This window comes from Microcoleus sp. bin38.metabat.b11b12b14.051 (assembly GCF_013299165.1).
Classification (GTDB): domain Bacteria; phylum Cyanobacteriota; class Cyanobacteriia; order Cyanobacteriales; family Microcoleaceae; genus Microcoleus.
The window spans coordinates 29,447-52,811 of the sequence record NZ_JAAFKD010000023.1 but is presented as its reverse complement, the minus strand read 5'-3'; the positions used below and the strand labels follow the sequence as shown (position 1 = coordinate 52,811).

The window sequence follows — 23,365 nt, the reverse complement described above, 5'->3', positions numbered from 1 at the left end:
CAGCAGGAAAGAAGCAACGAAGAAGCCAAACCGTCAAAACCCGGGTTTGAGGAATTAAGAACATATCATAAGTAGCGAGTTATAAGTTGCAAGTTGCGAGTGAGATTTGTGATTCAAGGCTCAACTCTACCAGCAACTCACAACTTACGATCGCTGTTCGTCTACTGGCAAAGTTGAAATTGTGCTATTTTAGCAGGAAGTTTTGAAGCATTAGGTATGCTAGCAGAGACAGGAACGAAGATGCCCATACCGAAACTGCAACCCTCTGCCTTCGTGCATTCTCCTGGCTTGGCAGTGATTTGATATTCACCTTGGGATGGAGGAGTAAAAGAGATTGACACCAGTTCGCCCGTCTTTTGACTCGCACCGATTTCCTGACCGCTGGCATCCTTAAGAGTTAGGCTTAAATCCTGGCAATTTCCGTCGCAAGTAGCTACAAAAGTATACTCAGTATCTGGGTGCAGCGTCGCTCTAAAAGGAGATGAAACTTGCTTCCGCACAGTGCCTATCAACGGCCAAAAAACCAATTTTTGACCGTTGCTCGAACGCTGTTCAAATTCATTTTTTAAGCGACAAGTAACAGTTTTTTGCCCGTCCGTCAGTTCTTGAGCAATAGCAGTCCCTACCATTGCAGTACCCAGCAGCAGTGCAATGCCGGAGATAGTCAGATGTTTGATATTCATTGATGTCCCCTCAAACTAATTTCTGGGTGATTGCAATAGACCGCTTTTGTCAGCAGTCTATTGATTTATCTGGAGCCTATCACATTTGTTGGCTTTTCTCAAAAAAAAGCTCGCATCAAAATTGGCCGTCAGTCGATTTTAGATTTTAGATTTTAGATTTTAGATTGACTCCACAGATTCATCTTGGAGGTGAAACTGCTGTCTAAAATTTGGGGCTGTCCGTGACTAAATTCGGGATATTGTATCCCTTTTTGAGGCTGTCAGCTATCGCCCAAGCTGCACAGATTGCGGACATGAGGAGCGGCACCTCTACCTCTAATCTCTACCATGAACTACTATATACTAGACAAACAACTCTCCGCAGGCAATAGTTAGTTATTACTTCTACTTAATTTTTGTTTTTTACCTGCTTGCTAATCCTTAATAGCCTTCTTGCTTCTTGCTTCTTCCTTCCTTCTTATACAACTTTTAAAAATCCTTAATACAACATTCTTAATTGAGTAAACGTTCCTTAATTATTGTCGTGATGGTGCGTCGCTCTAGCTAATTTATTATCTCTTGTTAGATACTGTCTATGAATCCACAGCCTACCAATATTGTTGCATTGATTTTTGATGTTTGGTATTACTCTTTTGTGGTTTTTTACTTGTTATCTTTTATTGATTTTTCCTTCTGTCAACTGTCAACTATCAACTGTCAACCCCTCGACTTCGCTCGGGGCTCTTCTGTCAACTGTCAACTCTTCGACTCCCCTCGACTTCGCTCGGGGCAAGTCGCTCAGCGCAAGCTGTCAACCCCTCGACTTCGCTCGGGGCTCTTCTGTCAACTGTCAACCCCTCGACTCCGCTCGGGGCTCTTCTGTCAACTGTCAACTGTCAACTGTTCCCATCATTTATCGCTGTGCCGAAAATTCCAAGCTGGCACAAACTTAGAATCTCCCCAAATACCGCGGCGATTTTTCTTCGCTTCGGCTTCCGCTTGTTTCACAACTGTTGCACTAGGACAGTTTTTCAAGTACGGAGTGTAAACCATTGCTAATCCTTCGCGCAGCAAAACTTCTTGAGCAAATGTGCCGTTTGGGAAGCGAACTTCGCTAACTTTGCGACCGTAGCGGTCAGTATCCGTGACTGTCAAAACGACGCGACCGCCCCCTTCTTTGACGAGCTGCTGCATTCTTTCCTCGGCGAGATTTCCCCATTTAAACTGATTTTTATCTGCTGCTTTTTTGCTATTTTTTTCAGCGTTGGTGTGAGCAATTTCCGGTGCATCTATGCAGGCAAAACGTACTTTGATATCTTTCCCGGCGGCATCGCTGGCGACAAGGGTATCGCCGTCGCTGACTCGTTTGACAGCATAGTTGTTGGGCGGTAGCTTTTGCGGACAGCCGGAGAGTAGGAATAGCAGAACAACTGCGCTCAAGCTGGTGATTTTAGGAGAAAGGGTGATTTTGGTTTGGTTCATATTTGTGTCTGTTTATTAGTTGGCATTTTTGTGTTCAGATAAATGGGGCACACTTTCAGTCAATCCCTAACGCCAAGCGTGAAAAACCATCCGGGCGCAAGTACCGCTAACCTGAGCAGTATTGACAAGTTTGATGTCTCGGAATCCTGAACTTTCGAGCATCCCTTTCACCGCCAGAGGATTTGGCCCGAACCAATTCGTGGGATCGTTGTTCAGTTCGGCGCCACAGTAAAAGGCTGCGGCTGGTCTCGAACAATCGAGCATATCAACGTGAGTTTCTAATATTAACAGCTTGCCGGTGACACTGAAAACGCGATCGAGAGCTAGGAGGGGATGTCTCATGTGGTAAAGCACTCCCAATAACAAAACCACATCAAAAACCCCTACTTTCTCCGGCGAAAGTTCCAGCACATCTATTTCCATATCCTCAACTTGAGACTCAAGCACTGTGCGCGCCAGTTCAAATCCTGCTTTGCCAATATCGGGGGATCGCCAAACAAAAGAATCCGTCGCCAAAACGCGCTTAGCCCCGCGCCTTTCTGCGGCAAAAGAGTAAAATCCATCCCAAGCACCAACATCTAAAACAGTCATTCCTGCTAAACTTTCAGGAAGTCCGATTTTTAGTTCGGTTTCGGGAGAAGAAGTTTTGCCTCCGCCGGGAGTGATGACTCCGCAACCGAGGTCAATACAGTGATGCCAAGTGGGAATCTTTGCTACTTCGGCTTTTAGCAGCAATGTTTCCATATCTTGTAGAGAAATATTCTCCGGAATTGCGGCTGTTTTTGGGCTGAAAAATTTGTAGAATTTGCTCCGCATTTCCTCAAAATATTGGCGGTAGATAGTTAATTATTCAACCAAATTTTGAGATAAAGGAGTTCCCCCGGATTGCATTTTTTGAGCTGCTTGAGAAAAGTGTAATTGTAAATCGGCGGCACGCTTTTTTAAATGATTTAAATTCTGCCAGGAAGGTAATTCTTCTGCGCCCATAATCTTAATTGTTTTCTCCAAAAAGTGAGGTAACTGCTATCTATTTAGTTTCCATCCAATTCTGCCCCGCATGGATGTCAACTACCAGCGGTACACTAAGTGGCAGGGCATTTTCCATCGCCGTTCTAATTTTCGGCTGCAATTCTTCCCATTCATCGGGAGGGACTTCAAAGATTAATTCGTCATGAACTTGCAGCAGCAGCCGCGCCTGATAGTCGGGCAAAATTTTGTGTACCTCAATCATGGCAAGTTTAATGATATCAGCACTGGAGCCTTGAATTGGAGCGTTGGCGGCGGCCCGCAAAGATTGGGCGTCATTTTTGGTGAGGGATTTAAGTAGGCTGGAGTGAATGTCTTCGGGGTTGCTGCCTTTTAAGTCGCTGAATGTTTTGCTCTCGAAGTTTAGGTAGCGGCGGCGGCCTAGGATTGTGGAAACGTAGCCTAGGGCGATCGCATCTTTTTTTACTTTTTCCAAATATTCAAACACTTTACTGTAACGCTGGTTAAATCGTTCAATAAACTTTTTACCATCTGCGGACGATTTGCCCATCGATCGCCCAAACTTAATCGCTCCCATACCATAGATTACCCCAAAATTAATCGTTTTACCAAACCGCCGTTCATCCGGCGTGACTTCCTCCTTTTCAAACAGCAGTTGAGCCGTCACGGTATGCACGTCTCGATTATTTTGGTAAGCTTCAATTAACACAGGTTCTTGACTCAAATGAGCCAAAATTCGCAATTCAATCTGAGAATAGTCAGCCGACACCATCAGCCAACCAGACTCTGGTAAAAAAGCCTTGCGAATTTGCCGCGAAAACTCGGTGCGGATGGGAATATTTTGTAAATTGGGATTGGAAGAAGAAAGCCGGCCCGTGCCCGTTGCAGCTTGGTTGAAATCTGTATGCACTCGCCCGGTATCGGCACGCACCAACTGCGGCAAAGCATCGACATAAGTTGATTTCAATTTGGATAAGGTTCGGTGTTCCAATAAATCGTCTACAATCGGGTGGTCTCCTTGCAATTTATCCAAAACAGCAGCGTCTGTCGAGTATCCTGTTTTGGTTTTGCGAGACTTTTTCTGAAACTCTTCGGGGATTTTTTCTAACAAGATTTCGCTGAGTTGTTTCGGCGAACCTAAATTGAACTTTCTTCCCGCTGCTTCATAGGTATTTTCTTCTAATTTTGCTAATTTTACTTCTAGCTCTTGGGAAAGGGTATTGAGATAAGCTGAATTAATGCGAATACCGCAGTATTCCATTTCTGCTAAAACTGGTTCGAGGGGCTGTTCTACTTTCAGTAGTAACTCGTGCAAAGATTTTCCGGGAAAGCTACCTTCATCAGCTTTATCCAATTCTGCTCTAAGTTTACCTACTAACTGAAATGTAGTATGAACGTCCATGCCGCAGTAGTCAGCTACTTTGACAATGCTGATGTCAGCAATTGTTTTGTTTTTCGGTACTAATTCCTTGTAACTTTCGGCGACAATGCCTAAGTATTTCCTTGACAATTCGCTGAGACTGTGGCTGGTTTCTGGGTTGAGTACGTAACTGGCTAGCATGGTGTCAAACACGACTCCGATTAGTTTGATGCCTTGACAGCGCAGGATCGATCGATCGAATTTAGCATTTTGCAGCGCCTTCGGATAATTCTCGCCTTCCAAAATCGGACGCAAAGCATTTAAAACTGTGGCTTTGTCTAAGTTTGTGCCCGTTTTGTGTCCGGTGGGAATGTAAGCTAAATCCTGTTCTCCGGTTCCCCAACAGCAGCCAATTCCAACTAATTCGGCGTCTCGCGCTTCTAAGGCGGTGGTTTCGGTATCCCACGCCACGGGTGAGGATTTGTCGGTATGGGTTTGCAGCAGTTGAACTAATTCGGTTAACTGTTCGGTTGTTTGAATGATGCGCGGTTTAATTGGCAGTTTGTTTTCCTGCTGGGCGGCTTTGGTGTCAGCAGAACTCCAAAACCACAATTCGTCTACTTCTGAATTTTCAGAAGTTTGATGTGATGTGGCGTGGGCATCTTGCCCGCTTTTTTCTGAGTCATTAATTGGGGAATTGGCATCTTCCCCGCTCTTTTCTAAGGGTTCTTTTCCTGTATTTTCAGTCGAGGTAGATCCTGGGAGCGAGGATGATTCGTCAATAAGAGTGCCACCGAACCGCTTTTGAATTTGTTTAACTTTGGTTAAAAATGTTTTAAATTCCAACTTTTCCAGCATCGGAATCAATGCTGCTTCATCAAAACCTTTGAGCTGGCAATCTTCTAAATTGATTTCTAAGGGGACTTCTTGGACAATTGTCGCCATTTTTTGAGAATGATAGGCGGCTTCTTTGCCTTCTTCTAGCTTTTTCTTAGTTGCGCCTTTAATCTCATCGATCGCTGCATAGATCCCATCTAGAGTATTGTAAGCTTCCAACAATTGCAGGGCGGTTTTGTCGCCGATGCCTTTGACTCCGGGAATGTTGTCGGATTTGTCGCCGCAGAGGGCTTTGTAATCTATTACTTGTGGGGGCAAAATGCCGAGTTTGGCTTTGACTTCTTCCGGGCCGTATGCTTGGGATTTGCCTTTGCCCGATCGCCTGAGTTCATCCGTGCTCAAGTATAGTACGCTGATGTTTTTCTCGGTTGCTACTAATTGAAACAAATCTCGATCGCCCGTCAAGATTTTAACCGCATAACCCGCAGCGCTGGCTTTGTTAGCCAAAGTTCCCAAAACGTCGTCGGCTTCGTAGCCCCCAGCGGTGACTGCTGGTAAATTGAGATAGCCCAGAAGTTCTTGCAGGTTTTTGAGATCGGGGATGAAATCTTCGGGGGTTTCGGGACGACCGGCTTTGTAGGTTTCGTCTGCTTCGTGGCGAAAAGTGGGCGTGGCGAGGTCAAAGGCGATCGCCATGTACTGGGGATCGTGGACGGCCATAACTTCCAGCAGCGACTTGAGAAACCCATAACAGACGCTGGTGGGAATGCCCGTGGTAGTTCGCAAGCCTCCGTCTCGACTTTTGGAAAAGGCGAAGTAGGAGCGAAAGGCCAGGGAGTGGCCGTCAACTAAGATGAAGGTAGGAGGTTGATTTGCCGTCACTGACACAGATTGCGATCGCACGAAACTATTTTTCCATTCTACCCAGTTGTCATCCCAGTTGAAAAACCGAACGCAACCGCAAAAAAGCTCTAAACCCTTATAGAATAAATGATTCCCAATTCTTCAATCCCAAATCTCAAATCTCAAAATCTCAAATCCCAAATCGCTCGATCGGCTTAATGTGCAGCTTGGCCGAGAATGGTAGAAGATAAGAAGTACGATTCCCTACGGGATAGCTTCGCTTCACGCACATTTACCAACGCCTGCCGATCGCAGCTTATGGGTGACATTAATCGATGCTACGAAATCCTCGAAATAGAGCTGGGAGCTTCCTTAGAAGAAATTAAGCACGCTTACAGGGATTTAGCGTTTGTGTGGCATCCCGATCGGTTTGCCCACAACGATCGCCTGCAACAAAAAGCTCAACAAAGATTAACAGAAATCAATCAAGCTTACGACGAGTTGCTTTTGTTTCTGAGTCAGCCTCAACCGAGTTCGATCGCTCCAGAGGTTCAGCAACCGCCCCCACCACCACCTGCGGAAAAGCCACTAGAAAAGCCCCTGAGGAGGCGATCGGGAAAATCAGCCGCTAAGCTTGGTTCCCAGCGCAGTCAACCCCGCCCAAAAGCCGCCTCCCCAAAAGTTTCAACTCAAAACAACTCCAAACACAAGAAACGATTGACTGTTCAAAATCGCCCGTGGTGGGCCCGGAAAAAGCCATCTGGGCGCAGGGTGGCGAGGGAAGCGCGCCCATCTCCCAAGTATCCACACTTTACTTTGAACCGGAAACAAGAATTTCCGACTCAATACTCAAAACCGCGACTATCTCAAAACTATTCAAGCCAACCTTGGGGGCCGCTGACAATCGCCGTGGCGAGTTACGCTGTGACGGGCTGCATTTTGACGAAATTTGAAGCCCCGCCGTGGATGTGGACTTTAATCTGCGGTGCGGATTTGCTGTGGGCTGCGATTTTGCTTGCCGAGGGTTCGGCGACGCCTAGAGTGTGGCTGGCGGCGTTGGTTTCTGCGGGTGCGGTGGGGGGGTCGCTCGTCGGTTTTCAAGCGGGAGGAATGGTAACAGGGGCTGCTTGGGCGCTAGTTGGTGCTGGTTTGGGGGCGATCGCCAGTTCTGCCGCCGAGTCTCTGGCCGTGGCTGTAGTGTTGGCGGGGGCGGGAGTTACCACAGTGGTAGGATTTCTGGCGGGAACGGGTTCTGGCGATTGGGTGAGGGCCTTGGTGATGGCGGTGTGCTGGGGGATTGTCGGCTTGACGTGCGGGCTGGCGGCGGAAGTAGGGGTGAATTCCCGGGGCCCCGTCGGGCTCTCAGGTGCGATCGGGCTGGGGATGGGGGCGTGGGCGGGCGCTTTGGCTGGCGGGGGTTCGGGCGCTTTGGCTGGGGCCTTGGCCATCGCCGGCTCTAAGACTGTTTACGGGGCTTGGGCGGCGATGGGAGTTATTGCTGGAGTTGTGGCGCGGATGGTAGCTGCTGAAAGGTCGATCGCCACAGGCCGCGGGCTGTACACATTTATCTTGTTAGTCGTTAGTTCCGGTTTCGGGCTGTGGTTGGGATATTGGTTGGTTAGTCATTAGTCATTGGTCATTTTACCCGCTCGCGTAGCCGAAGGGTGGTCATTGGTCATTAGTCATTAGTCATTAGTCATTAGTCATTACCCATTACCCATTACCCATTACCCATTACCCATTACCTGTCAACTGTCAACTGTCAACTGTCAACTGAACTTCCAGCACTTACCGCTTTTGAGCAGCGCTTCAAACTCAAGCTTTGGCAAAGCATGACTGAAAAAATGCCCTTGAATTTCATCGCAGTCGCGATCGCACAAAAAAGCCAATTCCTGCTGATTTTCTACCCCTTCAGCAATCACAGTCATGTTCATGCAGTGTGCCATTTGAATAATCGCTACCGTAATCGCTGCATTTTGGCGATCGTCGGCGATATCGCGAATAAAACTCTTGTCAATTTTGATGGCATCAAACGGCAAGCGTTTCGGATAGCTCAAAGAAGAATATCCCGTACCGAAATCATCAATTGCGATCTGAATCCCCATATCTCTCCACACCGTAAAAGTTCGAGCGGCAGCTTTTTCATCTTGCAAAATCAGACCTTCCGTCAATTCTAATTGCAGGCATTTAGGATCGAGATTAGTTTCTTTCAATATCTCGCTAACTCTCTCCGTCAAATTTTTTTTCTCAAACTGGCGGGCCGACAAGTTGACGGCTACCCGCAGCGGAGGCAAACCCTCTGTTTGCCAAGCTTGAGTTTGCCTGCAAGCAGTCTCTAACACCCATTCGCCCAGCGGTGCAATCAAACCCATTTCTTCTGCCATTGGAATAAATTCCGCCGGGGAAACTCTGCCCCTTTTTGGATGGTTCCAGCGCACCAAAGCTTCAGCACCAATGATTTTCCCAGTTTTGATTTCTATTTGCGGCTCATAGTAAACTTCAAATTCAGACCTTTTTAAAGCATGGCGGAGGCAAGTTTCTTGAGTTAATTTGTTGATAGAATTAATCGCTGTTTTGGCAGTATAAAACTCATACTTATTGCCTCCTCGCTCCTGAGAATTGCACATGGCGCTATAAGCATTTTTCAGTAGCTCCTCTCCATCGCAGCCGTCCTCCGGAGATAAAGAAATGCCGATACTTGCCGTCACGTAGAGTTCCGAGCCTTTAACAATCATAGGTTGGGCGACAATATCTAAAATATTGCGAGCAATCTTGGCAGCATCCTGTCTTTCCGCAACTGGTTTGATCGCAATCCCAAATTCGGCAGATTCCAAACGAGCCACTATATTAATTTGATCCGTGAAGTTGCTCAGCCGCTCGGCAACTTTGCAAAGTACGGAATCGCCGATATCGTGGCCCAAGGTACTGTTAATCCGGTTTATTCTATCTAAGCTCAGAGTCAAAACTGGAATCATTGCTGGGAATTCTTTTTGATTGTCTAATACCAGACTTAGCTGCTCTCGTAACAGCGAACGATTGGGCAAATTTGTCAAGCTATCGTGCTCGTGTCGGTGGAGAGCTAATTGAATAGTTGTGTGTAAATTTTTTTCCTCAAAGGGTTTGACAATATAACCGAATGGTTGCGTTGCATTGACCCGTCGCAAAGTGTTTTCATCAGCATAAGCTGTCAAATAAACTACCGGAATATGAAATAGTCCCCGAATTTCTTCTGCTGCTGTAATGCCGTCTATTTCTCCTTGCAAGTTAACATCCATCAAAATTAAATCTGGTCGTAATTCAGTAGCAGATTGAATCGCTTCTTCTCCAGAATAGACAATGCCTGTTATACTATAACCCAAAGCTATTAAACTATCTGAAATGTCTTCGGCAATGATACTTTCGTCTTCAACTATCAGGATTTTTCTAGCTAGCATTAATTTTTTTTCCAGGAATTGTTGGTTGCGAAAATGTTATTTGAAAAGTCGTGCCTGCGGTTTCTAATAGTTCTATTTTTCCCCTAATTTGCTTCACCAAAGACCCCACTAGGCGCAAACCCAATGTTCTGGCATTTCGATAATCTAAGTCTTGAGGAAAACCGATACCGCTGTCGCTTACGACCAGCACGCAAACCCTGTTATTATCCAATGTGAAATCTATCTTTATTTTACCTTTTTTGTGTTCAGGAAAAGCATATTTTAGGCAATTCGTTACTAGCTCGTTGACGATCAATCCGCAAGGAACGGCTGTATCAATATTTACAGAGTACGGAGCAATTGTTGTTTGCAACTCGACGCCTTCTGCATAAATCTCATATGCTTGGAATAGATTGTGAGCAAGATTTTGGATGTATTCAGCAAAGTCAATATTTGACAAGTCTTTGGATTGATACAATTGTTCGTGAACTAGAGCCATTGACCTGACTCTATTTTGGCTTTCTCTTAACATTTCAGTAACCCGGCTGTCTTGGATGTAGCGGGACTGAAGTTTGAGCAAACTGGAAATAACTTGAAGGTTGTTTTTGACGCGGTGGTGAATTTCTTTGAGGAAAACTTCTTTTTCGGCGAGGGATGCTTTGATACGATCCTCGTCGCGCTTGCGATCTGTAATGTCCCGCACTACTGCTTGAATTACTTTTCGTCCGTTAATTTCCATGGCATTTAGCAGCACTTCTGCGGGAAATTCTGAACCGTCTAAACGTTTGTGCACCCAGTCAAAGCGACAGCTACCGGTTCGCATGGCTGTGGATATTTTCTGTGCTGCTAAACTGCACGAGTCTTGTCCGCTCGGCTGAATTTGTGGCGAAAATTCGCTCGGTTTTTTGCCGTAAAACTGTGCTTGATTGGTGCATCCAAATATTGCTAAGGTGGCGGGGTTGCAGTCGAAAAATTGTTGTTCGTCGAGCAGCATTACTGCGTCGCTGGTGGCTTCGTAAAGGCTGCGAAATTTTAGTTCAGACTCTTGCAAAGAAGCAATTAATTGTGTTTTTTGAGCTTCGGCGCCTTTGCGAGCGGTAATGTCTATCCCTACTGAAACTGCTGCGGTTCCCTGATGGTATTTCTGAGCTACTATTAAATAATTACGGGTAAATCCGTTAATTTCTACGTCTATTTCTTGCGATGTTTGCTGAGATGAACTGTCAAAAAAGTTTCGGATTAGTTGTCCAAAAGTCGAGCCTTTGTCGAGAAAGTTGATTTCTTGACCGACAAAGCTTTCGGGAGAACGTTTGAACGAGGTTGCTAGGTGTTGGTTGACTCCGATATACCGCAAATCTGAACTTACCCAAGATATTAGTCCGGGTACGGCATCCAAGACGGCTCGAAGTTGATCTGTAGCTTCTTGCAGTGCTTCTTCCGATCGCTTGCGATCGCTAATATCTGTTGCGGTGCCGCACAAACCTAAAATAGCGCCGTTTTCCGCTTGGTTGACGATGCTGTTGACGCGCAGGTGTACGGTTGTACCGTCTTTGCGGATGTGTACTATTTCGTAAGGAGAGTTAGAGATTTGTGGGTGAATGCTAGTTTTCTCTAAAAGTTGGGCTAATATTTCTATTTGTCTATTTTTGTGTTCTGGAATCAAAAACTCGGTGAAGCGGCGGCCGATCATTTCTAGGGGCTCGTAGCCGTAGATGCGTTTGGCGGCGGAATTGACAAAAGTCAAGATGCCTTGAATGTCGATCGACCAAATTAACTCTTGGGACGTTTCTACCAGGTTGCGGTACTTTTTTTCGCTGTCGATAAGCGCTGCATTCAAAACTGCGGTTTCCTGCTGAAGTCTGCCTTGTAATTGTTGATTTGCTGTTTCCAGAGTGGCGATCGACTTTTGGCGTTCGGTAATATCAGTACAAACACCGACAGCCCCGACAACTTCGCCGTTTGCGTTTCGCAGGGCTGTCGATCGAATTTCGTGCGTAAAATCCCCCTCTGGAGCATTCCAAGTGCGATCGTTTCCTGCCAGTACCTGGGCAATATTCTCTAAAATATCTGACTGACTGTAAACTGCAAAAATCGACTCCCCGACAGTTGCACCTGCTGCGAGCCCCAAATTTTCCAATCCTTTACCTGCTGACATAGTTAACTTGCCGTCTTTATCAATTGCCCATATAAAAATAGGGGAACAACTGAGGGCGGCGTGCAGGGTTTCGTTGGCAAGTTTTAGGCGATCGATTTCTGCCGACAGCCGATCGCGGGTGTTGTTTAATTCAACCGTCAGTCGATCGGCTGTTTGCTGCAACGCAGCAGCAGTTTCGCACATTTCTGCTGCGTTGCAGGAAAAATAGATGGATTGGCTGCACTGTGACATGGTTCCTCTCAGAAGCAATTTATATTTAAGCCCTGCCGATCCTTGTAAGCATAAACTTTTTAATTGAAGTATTACAGTTCGCCCGGATACTGATCAGAGTTAGATCGGATAGTTTAAATTTAGTTTAAAGCATTCAGGAATTGAAGAGCGATCGGATTTTCTGGACTATTGAAAAATTCACAAAAAGCCGATCAATGTCTGCGAATCCGTACTTTTACGGTAATTATGTGTAGTGATGGAAAAAGAAAGTCCGCAATCCTCGGGTTGCACGAAAGGCGGAACCGTAAATTTATTATAATTGTTTCTGTAGATTCACGCAGATCCGGCTCGGTAATCCGGACTTTTGAATTTATTAAACAGTCCCGGACGCACTCTTGCCTCATATCAGGTAAACTATCGGTCATCAAAACTGTTTGCAGTTAGGAAGGAGGTTCGGCGTTAAGAACATGGTACGATTCATCAAAAATTCCACCAAACCTCCGGCGTGCGAGCGCTTCTGGCCTGCATTCAGCAACGCCTACTTTTCCTTGTTGGCTCTTGCTGCTTCCGGCCTCTTTCCTGTTTTTGATTCCTTCAATTAATCCCCCAAGTTTTGACAGTTTTATCTAAACTGCCGCTGATTAAAGTTTCGCCATCGCTGCTAAAAGTAAGACAAGTAACAGAGTTTTGATGCCCAGTGAGAGTGTGAATGTGTTCGCCGGTGCTGGGATGCCAAAATTTGAGATTACCGTCGGCGCTAGCACTGACAACTGTGCGCCCATCGGGACTAAAGGCGATCGCATTTATCGAGTTAAAATGCCCTGCTAACGCAATCGAATTATCTGGATGCGATAGCTGGCGCAGTTGAATATTTCTGTCCCAGCCGCCAGCAGCCAGAGTCTGCCCGTCTGGACTCAAAGCCAGACAATTGGCATAACCTTTAATTGTTTGGGAGCATTCTCGGCTGCGGAGGTTCCAGAGTTTAATTGTACCGTCAGAACTGCTGCTAGCGAGAGTTTGTGCGATCGGGCTAAAAGCAAGACAGGAAATTCCTGCTTTGTGAGCTTTCCAAGTTAAAAGATTGCCAAAAGTACAGATCAACTTTCCCGTTTCTGAATTCCAAATTTTGATAGTAGTATCTGCCGAACCGGTGGCGATAACTTGACTGTCGGGACTGATAACAATTGCAGTAATTTCCCCTTCGTGTCCGAGGGAAGTATGCAGCAATTCTCCTCCCTGCCAAATGTCGATCGCGCGGTGTTTTGGAGTATTTCTGCTTCTGACAAAAACTTCACTTTCTTGGCAAAGGACAAAAGATTCTTTAGCGCGGGGATACTTCTGTACATTATACAGGATTTCTCCTGTTTCTAAATCGCAAATTCTAATTATTTTGCCGTGCAAGCTCGCCGTGCGATCGCCCGCTGGACTAATCGCCACATTTGTGCCTGTTTTGACTGTACGGATGCACTCAAAAAGCGAGTAAGGTAAGAATTTTGTTAAAGCTTGACGCACAAAAGATTCTGTCCTTTGCCGCAAAACAGCATAAGCAACTCGCTGGACTTCGGGAGCCGGATCGAGCAGCGCCTCAATTGCTAACTTCAAACCTGCATCTCCGTATTTAGGAGCATCTTTAACGGCGGCAATCCGCGACTCGATACTAGGATTGTGCAAGCGCTGCTTGACTCCGGCGATGCCTCCTAAAACAGCGGCGGCGATCGGGATTTGACTTTGACCGCCGAGGACGGCATCATACTCTCTTGGTTCGTTAGAATTGTCAGCAATCATAGGATGTTAGATTGGGGAATTGGGAATTGGGAATTGGGAATTGGGAAAGAATGATTGCCTAAGAGTTTACGTGCAGATGCTAGCCTGCAAAACCCCATAGTTATCGTAAACAGTGCGTTGGAAAGTACAAGTTAAAATATCGTTTCCGGTTGCATCAGTATTGTTCAAATGTGCAAAGTCTCAACAGTCAACAGCGGTGTCCTGAACCCTTCGACGGAGGCTCAACAGTCAACAATTATGAGGAGTGCCACCGGAATCGATATAACTTATTGACTGTTGGTGTTTATCCAATTATAATCAAATTAGCGTTTCACACAAAAATCAGAAAGTGATATGTCACACTTCACAACGATCAAGGTTCAGATCAAAAACGGCGAACTGCTGCATCAAGTGTTGGAAGAGTTGGGTTATCAAGTAGAGTCCAATGTGCAGGTACGGGGTTATCGCGGCGACAAAATTAATGCTGAGTATGTAATTAGGCAATCCAACGGTTACGATTTGGGTTTTCGGCGCAGCGGAGAGGATTATGAATTGGTGGCGGATTTTTGGGGCGCTCGAATTAACCAGCAAGAATTTGTTAATTCAATTAGTCAAAAATACGCCCATAAAAGTTTGATGGCTGCCGTGCATTCAGAGGGTTTTAATGTTGAACAAGAGGAAACTTTGGCGGATGGAACGGTGAGAGTTGTAGTGGGTAGATGGGTTTAGCGATCGGTTAAAGCAAACAGTAGCTGACAAATTAAACTGGCGGCAAATTCGGGTGCATATAACTTTTGAAGAGGGCGAAGCATGACCGCATATAAGTTATTAGTTATAATCCCATATTGACTGCGGTCATGCTTCGCCCCTACAAACATATTTGCCTTCATTGAAATGCACCCGCAGCTTCTTTGACATATCCGCTCGATTAGCATAACAAAAAAGGTTCGTAGTGCGGACTTTAGTCCGCTTTCATGATGCGGACGCCAGGACTTACTACCAACCAAATCGATGACATATCCGCTCGATTACTATAACAAAAAAGGTTCGTAGTGCGGACTTTAGTCCGCTTTCATGATGCGGACGCCAGGACGTACTACGAACCAAATCGATCGCACTTCGCACGTGCGGACATGATATCAATAAACTAAAATAATGACGATCCAATCCGATCGAGAGCAACAAATTCGACAAAGTTGGGAAGTAAATGCTGACGCATGGACGCGGGCGATCGACCAAAACGAGGTCGCCAGCCGCCGCGCAGCAACCGATGAGGCTATTGTGCAAGCAGTTGTGCGCTATCAGCTTCGGCGAGTGTTGGATGTCGGATGCGGTGAAGGTTGGCTGGCGCGGGCGTTAGGAAAGCAAGGTGTAGAGGTGGTTGGAGTAGATGCTTGCGGTACTTTAGTCGATCGCGCGATCGAGAAAAGCAGCGGTTGTTTTCGGGCGATCGGCTACGATGAGATGATTGCCAATCCGTTGATAGTTGGTCAATCCTACGATGGGATTGTCTGCAATTTTTCGCTACTCGGTGAGGAAATTGGAGATTTATTGCGATCGTTACGCCAAACAATAATCTCAGACGGACATCTGTTAATCCAGACAGTTCATCCATGCACAGCGTGTCAACAACAGCCCTATGTTGATGGATGGAAAACCGAGAATTTCGACAATTTAGGCGGAGATTTTAAAGCGCCGATGCCGTGGTATTTTCGCACAATTAGTTCCTGGTTTCAACAAGTATCAAAATCTGGCTGGACAGTAGTTGAATTAGAGGAACCGATTCACCCGCAGACGAAAATCCCTCTTTCCTTAATCTTGATTTGTCAGTAACTATACCAATTCAAGAAATTAATGCAACAATATTGGTAGGGTGTGTCGCCATCGATAGTATCCAAAAATATCCGAAAAATCTAACGAGCGACGCACCATCGACATAATCGAAGCAGTCCAAGACAGCCCGACTCATGTCAGCATCTTGCCAAGAACTACAATGTTGTTAGAGAAGTATGAAGCAGCGCTGGCAAATACTCAGAAAGATTGGGAAATGGTGCAATAATCCGAAACAGTCAAAGAGGAAATAGCAATGGCATGGATGTTTAGTTTATCTGCTGAATGCGGTGCAGAACAAACTGTCGCCGAAAAGTTTTCCCAATATTTCGATAAGGTTTCTTGGGTTCTCTCAAACGACAGCAAATCCCAATGTCGCACCGGAATTTTTCAGGACATGGAGGATAATTGGTGGTGCCGAGTTTCTCCCAGTAGTATCAGTGAAGTTGGCATAAATACGCCGGAAACTGCTTATCTGATGACTGAATTGGGTATTTTGCTATATCAGTTTTTGCGATCGGCTCCAACTTTTCGGTATGCTTTGGTTGGTTTAGAAGTGGACGAGTTTAGAACTTACAGCGAGTTGATTGAAGAGTCTTCTACTCTATCTTTTCCTGGATTAGTTTTAGCTGATAGTATTTGGCAGGCGGTTGGTTCGCCTCCAGCTTTTCGATCGTTCAGTTCGGGATATGTCTGGAAACTGTATGAGGGTGAGGTTTACAAGCCGCTGACGGTCTCGTCTGATTTGAAAAATAAGTTTAATGAACTGCTGGTTGTCGGATAGGTGGAGTTCATATCGCAATCTCTATAATTCTGTCTCGATGGATTCAATATCTACACGCTTGACAACCTTGAATTGCTTCATAGAGATTTTGCAGCAATTCCTCCAAGGTATCTCCCTGTGTTGCACAGCCAGGAATAGCAGGAACTTCTGCCCAATATCCGCCTTCTTCTGCTTCGTGGATGATAATTTTGATTTTCAATTGATTCTCCAATTCGGTTTCTGAGAAGTAGGCAAAGCGTCAGAAACCGGGTTTCTCACGAAATTTGGGTTGGGTGGCGAAATATCTCGGAAGAAACCCGGTTTCTGGGAATTACGCACAACGCTTGAAATATCTCCTTTTTTTAGCTTCACTGAATTGGTTCTCCATCTTCAAGGGTGTAAATATCAGGCTCATCTTGCAGGAATTGAAATGCTCCTCCGCTTTGGGCTAACTGCGTTATTTCCACAATTGAAGGATAGGGGATGTTGCTAAACAATTTTGCTTTTATTAGCAATTGCTCTTCTTTTGAGAGTGTCTGAATGATTTGTACTAAGGATTCAATGAGTTGTGTGTTCATAGCTTAAAATATGTGGCGATATTTTATTTTACTGCGATCGGGCAACCTTCGATGATTATAACAAAGAAAATTAAGTGCGATCGACTAAAATTCGCAAATAGCGCAAACTTACTCCTCAAAATCCACCTGCTTAACCACATCTAAGGGTAGTTCTAGCACCTCTGCAATTTGCTCGTCGCTCAAGCCAAACTGCCGTAGTTTACCAATTCTTTCAATATTAGCTTGATTATTGCCATGAAAGTCAGGAGTTTCGGGCTGACTTTCATCTGGGGTAGGAATGGAGGGATTAGAACAATTGTTAATATAGCTAATTTTGTTACTATCTTTAAAAGTATTATTATTACCCAAAGTTGTTATATTCTGATGTATATGCCTTTCTAAGACGGATTCAAGATTACTTTTTTTAACTTGTTCATCAAAGATATCGGATAACATTTGCAAAAGCTCGTGACTGACTTTTTTAACGTGCTTGTCGCTATAACCATAGGTTTCTGCAACATCAGCATATTTTTGACGGTTCAGTATTCCCGCGATAATTCTGCGCTGCAAGTCATTTAGACGTTTGCTTGTCTTGGTGCGGACAGCTTCATCGACAAATTGGACTGTTTGAGGAATGTCCATAGGTGGGCTGGTGAGATGGCTGTAGTTACTATAACCAACTTTTACCACCTTTTTGCAACTTTTTTGCTTCGCGTCCCAATTTTAGAAAGATCCAACTTTTTCCAACTTTTTCTGCCTTTTATTTTTCCTAGATTGGTATATTGTATAAAAAATAAGGTTTTAGCAGAGATAATCAGGGACATTAACTTTTAGGTTAGGTTTGCGCTTGAGCGCTTAAAAGGGTGTCATCACAAAATTTCAAGCATCCATTTTACAGGTATACCCAATGGCAACATCAAATCCCCTGGGAAGTAATCAGAACATCACTTTAGAGAGGGATAAAGTTATTACAATAACTAAAAGAACTGTTCGTTTTTCAAATGATGTCTACCAAACTCATAATATTACAGGTTTTAGTGAAGGAGAGGTAGAGATAGGGGCGATTCCTTGGGGGATTATTATAGTTGTCCTTTTTATTATCGGGCCAATTGTCGGTATTGCTAACAATGGAATAGGTTCGGTATTAATGTTGGCTGCGATTGGAGGCGTAATTTGGAACTTTGCCAAGCCAAAACACTACGGATTGTTACTCACATTCAATTCTGGTCATCAGACCCTTTTTGTGACAAATGATAAGACCCATCTTAAAGAAAAAATTAACAATATATATGAGCTTATTGAAAAAGCAGAGAATAAAATTTACGAATTATCTATCTCCAACAGCACTGTTACAGGTCAATTTATCATGGGAAATGACAATAAAATGCTACGTTAGAATTGAATAATTTAGTCAAAAAAGTGAAAATTGACAAAGGACAATTTTAGAAAAATGCTAGGTTTCATTTTGATGTGAATAGAACATCATAATAAAAGTAAACATCAGTAAGCAAGGATGGTATTAACAGTGGTAAATTATTCTGCAAATTTCAAGGAAAGTAATTTTGATGGCACCTTCATTCAAGGAGATGGTAATGAAGTAAGAGGTAAATGTGTACCTGAAGAAAAGAAAACTCTTGCAGAAGCGGCTGCTGAGATTCAAAAACTTCTCAAACAGTTAGAGGAAACTAATCCAACTGCTACTGAGGATGACAAAATTATTTACGTTAATGATGAAACTACCCCCAGTTTCAAGCGTCGTGCGGTTGGTGCGTTGCAGGCTGGAGGTGAAGCTGCGATCGAAGAGTTCTTAGCCAATCCGTATGTCAATGTTGGCAAGGCGATCGTCAAAGGTTGGATAAAACCAGAATAGTTCCTGGTATGCAAAGAGCGATCGCCCTTACGAACAAAAACTAAGTGCGATCGCCCGCCAGCCTCACTTTCCATCGTCTAAACCCGAAAAAGTAGCGATCGCCAACCTCTATATTTTTTAAAACGATCAGCTTAAACCCTTTGCTAGCTAGGCTTTCATGTTGTTGTCACTGCATCACCCAGAATGACTTTCCTGTATCAGAAATTAATTCTCAAAAAATTCGGAAACGCAGTTTGCGCCAATGTATGTATATTTAACGCAGGATAAAAAATTAGTTATAAGGAAGTAAATCTATGAACTCAAAGTGGACTATTTACATCGGTATTTTAATCTCAATTATAGCTCTTGGAGCATCTGTGACGACTCCCGAAGTTCGTAAGGTTTTCGGACTTGAAACTAATCAGTCTTCTAACGATTCTGAGATGAAAGAAGTTGAACTCACAGTTCAGACTGACTCTAAAGAACCTCTTTTAGATGTTAATGTTGAATTCAAATCACAGGGGCCACCAGGGACAATATTCACAGATTCTAATGGTTACGCTAAAATCAAAATACCTACCACGACAGATGTACAAGTCACGCTAAGAAAAGAGGGATTTACAACAAATAGTTATGTAATTGATCTAAAAAAAGATCCCATTTTGACAAGGACATATATGTTAAAAAAGACATCATCATTAACATCACAAACATCTCCTAGTCAACCAACTTCTGTTCCAACCCCTGCTGCTACGGAAGTTTCACTCACTCCATTCTCTCCTCCTTCAGTGAAGCTAGAAGTTGAGTGTAAACCATTTATTTTTTATCCCGATGGCGAATACAAAGATATAATTTCTGTTGCAAATAAAGCCGAACAACCTTTGTCGAGATTCTTTGTTAACAAAGATGTTACTAAGTCGCTTGTGTGTAAAATTCAACAAAACTCTGGCAACCTTTTAATAGCATATGGCTTGCCTGACGATTCGGTATTGAATCGTATATTAGTTAAAGTCTACGTTGACGGAAATTTACGAAAGAGTATTAATGTGAGTCGCGGTCAAGCATTGAAGGAAAAAATTGATGTCAAAGGTGCTTCAGGATACAAACTCGAATTTAGTATGCCTGATAAATCTAACAATGGTGACTATGTTTATACCCTGGAAAATTAGCGTATTGATCTAATCAGAAGCTAAAAGCAAATAGTTTATCACTGCGAAGCCCGATCGCCCTTACGAACAAAAACTAAGTGCGATCGCCCGTAGACTAAGCAACCCCAAACCCCGTGTACTCGCGCATATAAGGCGCTTGAAAGCCCAAGATAATATCCTCCTTCGCCACACCCATTGCCACCAACTCATGGGCGACGTGCATCTCCGTTGTATTTTGCTCCACCCAAATTTTGCCATCCTGAATATCTAAATGCAGCACGCACCCATGCACCCGCCGATGCCCATTCCACCCAACATTCATCACCTGATAACGATCTTGCTGCGTATCAAAAATTGTTTGCGATTTGATCGCACCATTAGAGATAGGAGTGGTCACATATTCTGTCAATAGTGCTTGAATTGACTGACGATACAACTCTAGTTTATCCATTGCACAATCACCTCATTTACTGGATCGTAAACAATACGACTAACTTGATGCCGCTCTACCGAAATTTGCAAAAACTCCCGCTGAAAAAAAGCTTCATGGACTATGACCGGAACAGCTAAATAGAGCCTCCGATCTGGTTCATTGAGTTCTAATGCAAGACGATAATTCAGAAACTGTCCCAAGGCTGCATGATAATCTGTAATCGGCGAATCACCCAAAAATGTTTTGATTTCGACAGCGATTTTCTCTCCGGCTCGTTCTGCCGCCAGTAAACGCTCTGCACCCAAATCAATCTCAAATTTTGCTCCACCCGCTTCTAGCCTCAGCGGATCGTCGGTAATCACCCAATTTTCCTTCAGAAGGGCAAGCTTAACTGCTTCATGAAAGCGATCGCGTGCTGCCATTTTTCTCTTTTATAACTGTCAACTTTATTATACTATCGATCGCACTTTATCCTCCTCTCCCCAAAAACCTTAGCCTAAAAACAGGTCTCATCTTAAAAATCTCGGCACCGACGGGCGATCGCACGTCAAGTTCCACACCCTAATGATACAATCGAAATAGCGATCGTTATTCCCGATTCCAACCATGACATTCATCAACCCCAAAACCGACTACGCCTTCAAAAAAATCTTTGGTTCCCTAGATAACAAAGGCATACTCATCAGCTTTCTCAACGCCATGATTTACGATGGCAATCCTACCATAGAAGACTTAGAAATTATTAATCCTAATTTACCGCCCAAGATTTCAGGCTTAAAAGATACTTACTTAGATGTCAAAGCCCGACTCGCCGATGGTACTCTAGTCATTATTGAAATGCAGGTATTAAATGTAGAGTCTTTTGGTAAGAGAGTTTTGTACAATGCTGCAAAAACTTATGTTTCTCAATTACAGAAAGGACAAGGCTACGGAATGCTGCAACCTGTGATTGCACTGACACTGACAGATTTCGAGATGTTTACAAATAGCGATCGGGTAATTTCTAGGTTTGTTTATAAAGAAGAAACGACTAATCTGAGATATACCGACAATAACATGGAGTTAGTGTTTATCGAACTTCCGAAATTTACCAAGGAATTATCACAGCTAGAAACCCTGGTGGATAAATGGATTTATTTCATGAAATATGCTAACACGCTGACACAAGTTCCACCAACAATGGATATTATTCCAGAGATTCATCAAGCCTTTGATATAGCAAATCAAGTTAATTTAAATCCTGAAGAACTGGACGCTATCGAACGGCAAGAAATGTTTATTTATGACCAACAAGGAGTTATAATCTATGCTGAGAAACAAGCTAGAAAAGAAGCTCGAAAAGAAGAAAAACTGGCGATCGCACAGCAGTTACTCGATCGCCTGGATGACGAAACCATCAGTCAAACAACCGGACTCAGCATCGAAGAAATCAGGAATTTGCGATCGCCTAGAATTTAGAACCAGGAAAAATTGACAAACTTGCGATCGCCCTTTCCCCAAAAAACCACCCCAAAACCTACGCCAAAAACAGCTTATACGCCGGATTCTGACTCTCATCCCCATACTGATAGCCCAACGTATCAAGAAAAGCCTGCCATTCCTGCATCTCATCCGGCGGTACTTGAATTCCCACCACAATTCGCCCGTAATCAGCCCCATTATTCCGATAGTGAAAAACGCTGATATTCCAATTAGGACTCATCGAACCCACAAACTTCATCAACGCACCCGGACGTTCGGGAAATTCAAAGCGATAAAACAGTTCGTGATTTGCTAGCATAGAACGGCCACCAACCATGTGCCGCAAGTGCAATTTCGTTAATTCATCATCAGTTAAATCCAAGGTTTTAAAGCCACAATCTTCAAAACTTGCCGCAATCTTCACTGCATCAGCGCGGTTTTGAATTTGCACGCCGATAAAAATATGTGCTGCTGTTTCATCCGCAATTCGATAGCTAAATTCAGTTAAATTGCGCTTACCCAAACATTCGCAAAACCTGCGGAGACTTCCCGGCTGTTCGGGAATTGTCACTGCAAAAATCGCTTCGCGACGTTCACCAAACTCGGCCCTTTCTGCTACAAAACGCAGGCGATCGAAATTCATGTTCGCGCCGCAAGCCACCGCAATTAATGTTTCTCCTGCGATTTGTTCCCTTTCCACATAAGCCTTCGCACCTGCGATCGCCAAAGCGCCAGCCGGTTCTAAGATCGATCGCGTATCCTCAAAAACATCCTTAATCGCGGCACAGATATCATCCGTATCCACCAAAATAATCTCGTCCACATACTCCTGACACAGCCGAAAAGTTTCCTCGCCAACTTCCCGCACCGCCACGCCATCAGCAAACAAACCCACCTGCGACAAACGCACTCGTTTACCAGCTTTCAGCGATTGATTCATCGCATCGGAATCCACAGGTTCGACGCCGATAATCTTAATTTCCGGGCGCAAGCGCTTGACATAGGCTGCAATTCCCGAAATCAATCCACCGCCACCAATTGCCACAAAAATCGCGTGAATCGGTTTTTGATGTTGCCGCAGGATTTCCATGCCGATCGTACCCTGTCCCGCAATCACGTGGGGATCGTCAAAAGGATGAATAAAAGTCATCCCTTTTTCCGCCTCTAATTGGCGCGCAAAAGCGTAAGCATCGTCGTAAGTATCCCCATGCAAAACTACCTCTCCACCACGGGCTATTACCGCATTTACCTTCACCTGCGGCGTCGTTACGGGCATGACGATAATCGCGCGAGTTCCCAGTTGGCGAGCAGCGAGGGCGACTCCTTGGGCGTGATTACCGGCGGAAGCTGCGATCGCACCTTGTGCTAGCAAATCCGGCGACAGTTGCGCCATTTTGTTGTACGCGCCCCGCAGTTTGAAGGAAAACACAGACTGCATATCCTCTCGTTTCAGCAGCAGTTTATTGTTGAGCCGCTCTGATAGATTTGGTGCGACTTCTAGGGGGGATTCTTGAGCAACATCGTAGACGCGGGCGGTGAGGATTTGTACTAGGTAATCGCAAAGCATGGCGTTAGCAGGTGGGTTGATGCCGGATGGTGGGATTATTGTAG

23 protein-coding genes are annotated in these 23,365 nt (G+C 44.6%); 8 read left to right on the top strand and 15 right to left on the bottom strand.

The genetic code is table 11. The annotated features are described in order from the left end of the window. Positions 1-161: 161 nt before the first annotated feature. The 5 genes from QZW47_RS21820 to polA form a co-directional block, all read right to left on the bottom strand. Positions 162-683, bottom strand: a complete 522-nt coding sequence (locus QZW47_RS21820; RefSeq protein ID WP_293131273.1) for a hypothetical protein — start codon at positions 681-683, stop codon at positions 162-164. An 888-nt stretch (positions 684-1,571) separates the two neighbouring features. Then, entirely contained in the window at positions 1,572-2,144 is a 573-nt protein-coding gene (locus tag QZW47_RS21815; RefSeq protein ID WP_293131270.1) for a thermonuclease family protein, read from the bottom strand. 66 nt (positions 2,145-2,210) lie between these two features. Beyond that, a complete protein-coding gene (locus tag QZW47_RS21810; RefSeq protein ID WP_293131267.1) occupies positions 2,211-2,960 on the bottom strand; it encodes a DUF1698 domain-containing protein in 750 nt (249 codons plus the stop codon). A 30-nt stretch (positions 2,961-2,990) separates the two neighbouring features. Next, complete coding sequence (locus tag QZW47_RS21805) at positions 2,991-3,131, bottom strand: hypothetical protein (RefSeq protein WP_293131264.1); 141 nt, start codon at positions 3,129-3,131, stop codon at positions 2,991-2,993. Between the two features lie 40 nt (positions 3,132-3,171). Then, on the bottom strand, positions 3,172-6,231 hold the full coding sequence (gene polA, locus QZW47_RS21800) for a DNA polymerase I (RefSeq protein ID WP_293131261.1): 3,060 nt from the start codon (positions 6,229-6,231) through the stop codon (positions 3,172-3,174). A 177-nt stretch (positions 6,232-6,408) separates the two neighbouring features. On the opposite strand from polA, the gene QZW47_RS21795 reads away from it, so the two are divergent. After that, positions 6,409-7,800 carry a J domain-containing protein gene (locus QZW47_RS21795; RefSeq protein WP_293131258.1) on the top strand — a complete coding sequence of 464 codons (1,392 nt, stop codon included), beginning with the start codon at positions 6,409-6,411 and terminating at the stop codon, positions 7,798-7,800. 140 nt (positions 7,801-7,940) lie between these two features. Here QZW47_RS21795 and QZW47_RS21790 read toward each other — a convergent pair whose 3' ends face one another. The 3 genes from QZW47_RS21790 to QZW47_RS21780 form a co-directional block, all read right to left on the bottom strand. Beyond that, complete coding sequence (locus tag QZW47_RS21790) at positions 7,941-9,605, bottom strand: EAL domain-containing protein (protein WP_293131255.1); 1,665 nt, start codon at positions 9,603-9,605, stop codon at positions 7,941-7,943. Next, complete coding sequence (locus QZW47_RS21785) at positions 9,595-11,970, bottom strand: PAS domain S-box protein (protein WP_293131252.1); 2,376 nt, start codon at positions 11,968-11,970, stop codon at positions 9,595-9,597. Before QZW47_RS21785 ends, QZW47_RS21790 begins: the two co-directional genes overlap by 11 nt. Before the next feature lie 573 nt (positions 11,971-12,543). Then, on the bottom strand, positions 12,544-13,734 hold the full coding sequence (locus tag QZW47_RS21780) for a WD40 repeat domain-containing protein (protein WP_293131249.1): 1,191 nt from the start codon (positions 13,732-13,734) through the stop codon (positions 12,544-12,546). Positions 13,735-14,067: 333 nt separating this feature from the next. On the opposite strand from QZW47_RS21780, the gene QZW47_RS21775 reads away from it, so the two are divergent. The 3 genes from QZW47_RS21775 (at position 14,068) to QZW47_RS21765 (ending at position 16,327) form a co-directional block, all read left to right on the top strand. Continuing rightward, positions 14,068-14,442: a DUF1257 domain-containing protein gene (locus tag QZW47_RS21775; protein WP_293131246.1), complete on the top strand. Its 375-nt coding sequence runs from the start codon at positions 14,068-14,070 to the stop codon at positions 14,440-14,442. Between the two features lie 426 nt (positions 14,443-14,868). Beyond that, positions 14,869-15,546 (top strand): class I SAM-dependent methyltransferase, encoded by a 678-nt coding sequence (locus QZW47_RS21770; RefSeq protein WP_293131244.1) that lies wholly within the window; start codon positions 14,869-14,871, stop codon positions 15,544-15,546. Between the two features lie 262 nt (positions 15,547-15,808). Next, positions 15,809-16,327, top strand: coding sequence for a hypothetical protein (locus QZW47_RS21765; RefSeq protein ID WP_293131242.1), 519 nt, complete (start codon positions 15,809-15,811; stop codon positions 16,325-16,327). 43 nt (positions 16,328-16,370) lie between these two features. Here QZW47_RS21765 and QZW47_RS21760 read toward each other — a convergent pair whose 3' ends face one another. The 4 genes from QZW47_RS21760 to QZW47_RS21745 all read right to left on the bottom strand — a co-directional run bounded on the left by QZW47_RS21760 (position 16,371) and on the right by QZW47_RS21745 (position 17,553). Then, the gene (locus tag QZW47_RS21760; protein WP_293131239.1) at positions 16,371-16,526 is read right to left on the bottom strand and encodes a type II toxin-antitoxin system HicB family antitoxin; all 156 of its coding nucleotides are present in this window, start codon (positions 16,524-16,526) and stop codon (positions 16,371-16,373) included. Further along, a complete protein-coding gene (locus QZW47_RS21755; protein WP_293131236.1) occupies positions 16,523-16,678 on the bottom strand; it encodes a hypothetical protein in 156 nt (51 codons plus the stop codon). The genes QZW47_RS21760 and QZW47_RS21755 overlap by 4 nt, the downstream gene beginning before the upstream one ends. Beyond that, entirely contained in the window at positions 16,675-16,884 is a 210-nt protein-coding gene (locus QZW47_RS21750) for a hypothetical protein (RefSeq protein WP_293131233.1), read from the bottom strand. The genes QZW47_RS21755 and QZW47_RS21750 overlap by 4 nt, the downstream gene beginning before the upstream one ends. A gap of 108 nt (positions 16,885-16,992) precedes the next feature. Further along, positions 16,993-17,553: a hypothetical protein gene (locus tag QZW47_RS21745; protein ID WP_366930915.1), complete on the bottom strand. Its 561-nt coding sequence runs from the start codon at positions 17,551-17,553 to the stop codon at positions 16,993-16,995. A gap of 217 nt (positions 17,554-17,770) precedes the next feature. Here QZW47_RS21745 and QZW47_RS21740 point away from each other — a divergent pair, with 217 nt between their 5' ends. From QZW47_RS21740 to QZW47_RS21730, 3 genes are all read left to right on the top strand, one after another. Then, positions 17,771-18,259, top strand: coding sequence for a DUF6232 family protein (locus QZW47_RS21740; protein ID WP_293131230.1), 489 nt, complete (start codon positions 17,771-17,773; stop codon positions 18,257-18,259). A gap of 117 nt (positions 18,260-18,376) precedes the next feature. Beyond that, positions 18,377-18,733 carry a hypothetical protein gene (locus tag QZW47_RS21735; RefSeq protein WP_293131227.1) on the top strand — a complete coding sequence of 119 codons (357 nt, stop codon included), beginning with the start codon at positions 18,377-18,379 and terminating at the stop codon, positions 18,731-18,733. A 293-nt stretch (positions 18,734-19,026) separates the two neighbouring features. After that, on the top strand, positions 19,027-19,881 hold the full coding sequence (locus QZW47_RS21730) for a hypothetical protein (RefSeq protein WP_293131224.1): 855 nt from the start codon (positions 19,027-19,029) through the stop codon (positions 19,879-19,881). Between the two features lie 94 nt (positions 19,882-19,975). On the opposite strand, the gene QZW47_RS21725 is transcribed toward QZW47_RS21730, so the two are convergent. Beyond that, positions 19,976-20,311 (bottom strand): XisI protein, encoded by a 336-nt coding sequence (locus QZW47_RS21725; RefSeq protein WP_293131221.1) that lies wholly within the window; start codon positions 20,309-20,311, stop codon positions 19,976-19,978. Beyond that, the gene (locus tag QZW47_RS21720; protein ID WP_293131218.1) at positions 20,299-20,715 is read right to left on the bottom strand and encodes a XisH family protein; all 417 of its coding nucleotides are present in this window, start codon (positions 20,713-20,715) and stop codon (positions 20,299-20,301) included. The genes QZW47_RS21725 and QZW47_RS21720 overlap by 13 nt, the downstream gene beginning before the upstream one ends. Before the next feature lie 184 nt (positions 20,716-20,899). Between QZW47_RS21720 and QZW47_RS21715 the strand changes: the two genes are divergently transcribed. Beyond that, positions 20,900-21,751: an Rpn family recombination-promoting nuclease/putative transposase gene (locus QZW47_RS21715; RefSeq protein ID WP_293131215.1), complete on the top strand. Its 852-nt coding sequence runs from the start codon at positions 20,900-20,902 to the stop codon at positions 21,749-21,751. 58 nt (positions 21,752-21,809) lie between these two features. Here the strand turns inward: QZW47_RS21715 and ilvA are convergent, their stop codons facing one another. Then, positions 21,810-23,321, bottom strand: a complete 1,512-nt coding sequence (gene ilvA / locus QZW47_RS21710; protein WP_293131212.1) for a threonine ammonia-lyase, biosynthetic — start codon at positions 23,319-23,321, stop codon at positions 21,810-21,812. Positions 23,322-23,365 lie beyond the last annotated feature (44 nt).

Coding starts and splice junctions, on each gene's coding strand:
- QZW47_RS21820 (WP_293131273.1), bottom strand. CDS start 683: ATGAATATCAAACATCTGACTATCTCCGGCATTGCACTGCTGCTGGGT.
- QZW47_RS21815 (WP_293131270.1), bottom strand. CDS start 2,144: ATGAACCAAACCAAAATCACCCTTTCTCCTAAAATCACCAGCTTGAGC.
- QZW47_RS21810 (WP_293131267.1), bottom strand. CDS start 2,960: ATGCGGAGCAAATTCTACAAATTTTTCAGCCCAAAAACAGCCGCAATT.
- QZW47_RS21805 (WP_293131264.1), bottom strand. CDS start 3,131: ATGGGCGCAGAAGAATTACCTTCCTGGCAGAATTTAAATCATTTAAAA.
- QZW47_RS21795 (WP_293131258.1), top strand. CDS start 6,409: ATGGTAGAAGATAAGAAGTACGATTCCCTACGGGATAGCTTCGCTTCA.
- QZW47_RS21790 (WP_293131255.1), bottom strand. CDS start 9,605: ATGCTAGCTAGAAAAATCCTGATAGTTGAAGACGAAAGTATCATTGCC.
- QZW47_RS21785 (WP_293131252.1), bottom strand. CDS start 11,970: ATGTCACAGTGCAGCCAATCCATCTATTTTTCCTGCAACGCAGCAGAA.
- QZW47_RS21780 (WP_293131249.1), bottom strand. CDS start 13,734: ATGATTGCTGACAATTCTAACGAACCAAGAGAGTATGATGCCGTCCTC.
- QZW47_RS21775 (WP_293131246.1), top strand. CDS start 14,068: ATGTCACACTTCACAACGATCAAGGTTCAGATCAAAAACGGCGAACTG.
- QZW47_RS21770 (WP_293131244.1), top strand. CDS start 14,869: ATGACGATCCAATCCGATCGAGAGCAACAAATTCGACAAAGTTGGGAA.
- QZW47_RS21765 (WP_293131242.1), top strand. CDS start 15,809: ATGTTTAGTTTATCTGCTGAATGCGGTGCAGAACAAACTGTCGCCGAA.
- QZW47_RS21750 (WP_293131233.1), bottom strand. CDS start 16,884: ATGAACACACAACTCATTGAATCCTTAGTACAAATCATTCAGACACTC.
- QZW47_RS21740 (WP_293131230.1), top strand. CDS start 17,771: ATGGCAACATCAAATCCCCTGGGAAGTAATCAGAACATCACTTTAGAG.
- QZW47_RS21735 (WP_293131227.1), top strand. CDS start 18,377: ATGGTATTAACAGTGGTAAATTATTCTGCAAATTTCAAGGAAAGTAAT.
- QZW47_RS21730 (WP_293131224.1), top strand. CDS start 19,027: ATGAACTCAAAGTGGACTATTTACATCGGTATTTTAATCTCAATTATA.
- QZW47_RS21725 (WP_293131221.1), bottom strand. CDS start 20,311: ATGGATAAACTAGAGTTGTATCGTCAGTCAATTCAAGCACTATTGACA.
- QZW47_RS21720 (WP_293131218.1), bottom strand. CDS start 20,715: ATGGCAGCACGCGATCGCTTTCATGAAGCAGTTAAGCTTGCCCTTCTG.
- QZW47_RS21715 (WP_293131215.1), top strand. CDS start 20,900: ATGACATTCATCAACCCCAAAACCGACTACGCCTTCAAAAAAATCTTT.
- ilvA (WP_293131212.1), bottom strand. CDS start 23,321: ATGCTTTGCGATTACCTAGTACAAATCCTCACCGCCCGCGTCTACGAT.